Source organism: Acidovorax sp. HMWF018, from assembly GCF_003061035.1.
Lineage (GTDB): Bacteria > Pseudomonadota > Gammaproteobacteria > Burkholderiales > Burkholderiaceae_C > Acidovorax > Acidovorax delafieldii.
Genome location: NZ_QAIM01000531.1, coordinates 1 through 541, shown reverse-complemented (window position 1 = coordinate 541; position 541 = coordinate 1). Strand labels below are relative to the sequence as shown.

The window sequence follows — 541 nt, the reverse complement described above, 5'->3', positions numbered from 1 at the left end:
CCCGCCTGCCCCCGGTGGTGGCGCAGGCGCTGGCGGGCGCGCCCTGCACCCTGTCGGTGGGCAAGGCCTGCCGCCTGCGCTTGGAGCCCTGCGGGCCACTGGTGGCCGTGAGCCTGGCGTCGCGCCAGCACAAGCAAGCCTTGGCACCGCGCGAGTTGAGTGCCGCCATGCTGTACGCCCAGGGCCGCTCGCACAAAGACATTGCGGCCACGCTGGGCCTCACGCCCGCCACGGTGCGCACCTACCTGCGCACGGCCTATGCCGCGCTGGGCGTGAGCAACAAGCTGGAGCTGGTGGCCGCACTGCGCCACCAGTAGCGAGCGGCTGCGGGGGGCCCGCGCAGGTTTGCAGGGCTCGGTAGTTTCCCGCTCCCTCTGCATTTGCAGAGGCTGCAACCGCGCCGCCTTTTCCTATCGTCCGCACCGGAGTCCAGACACCGGTGCGGGCCAGACCGCCGCCCGGCCTGGGCTCCTGAAGAACCGTCATAACAGGAGACCCTTGCATGTTCCCGAACCCCCACCCCTTCGCCGTGGCGCCCCGA

The 541-nt window shown here is 71.3% G+C and carries 1 protein-coding gene; it reads left to right on the top strand.

Annotated elements, in window-relative coordinates:
* Window positions 1-317: response regulator transcription factor (locus tag DBR23_RS31560; RefSeq protein WP_233250681.1), on the top strand; the 317-nt coding region annotated here is incomplete at its 5' end.
* Between the last annotated feature and the right edge of the window lie 224 nt (window positions 318-541).